The sequence below is a fragment of the Salinisphaera sp. SWV1 genome, assembly GCF_052044155.1.
Classification (GTDB): domain Bacteria; phylum Pseudomonadota; class Gammaproteobacteria; order Nevskiales; family Salinisphaeraceae; genus Salinisphaera.
Window position 1 is genome coordinate 1 of the sequence record NZ_JBQDYE010000147.1, and the last position, 588, is coordinate 588.

Below are 588 nucleotides of genomic sequence, written 5' to 3' on the forward strand. Positions count from 1 at the left end.
ATCTCTTGGTACGAATTTAAGCTGGAGAACTCCCATCGCCATAATAGATGGCAGCTATAGTCATTCTAAAAACGCCTGGCAAAGTGGTGGAAGTATTAGTAGTGGATTAGTTGTCTGGTCCGGTGGTATTAATATCACTAACCAGTTATCCGATACATTTGCAATTCTGGATGCGCCTGGATTAGAAGGCGCGCATATTAATGGACAAAAATACAACCGAACAAACAGCAAAGGCCAGGTTGTTTACGACCCGATTATACCTCATCGTGAAAACCATCTGGTACTTGATATAGCAAACAGTGAAAGTGAAACAGAATTGCAGGGCAATCGTCAAATTATTGCGCCTTACCGTGGAGCAGTTTCTTATGTGCAGTTTACAACTGACCAACGTAAGCCTTGGTATATACAGGCACTGCGTCCCGATGGTTCGCCATTAACCTTTGGCTATGACGTACTGGATCTCCAGGAAAACAATATTGGAGTCGTTGGCCAGGGTAGTCGCCTTTTTATTCGCGTAGATGAAATTCCAACTGGCATAAAAGTTGCTCTCAATGATGAACAGAATTTATTCTGTACTATTACTTTTCA

Annotated in this window: 1 protein-coding gene; it reads left to right on the forward strand. The window is 42.2% G+C overall.

Translation table 11 applies throughout. The features are described 5' to 3' along the window. The coding region (locus ACS8YF_RS19925) for a fimbria/pilus outer membrane usher protein (RefSeq protein WP_440851810.1) at positions 1–588 on the forward strand (588 nt) is incomplete at both ends.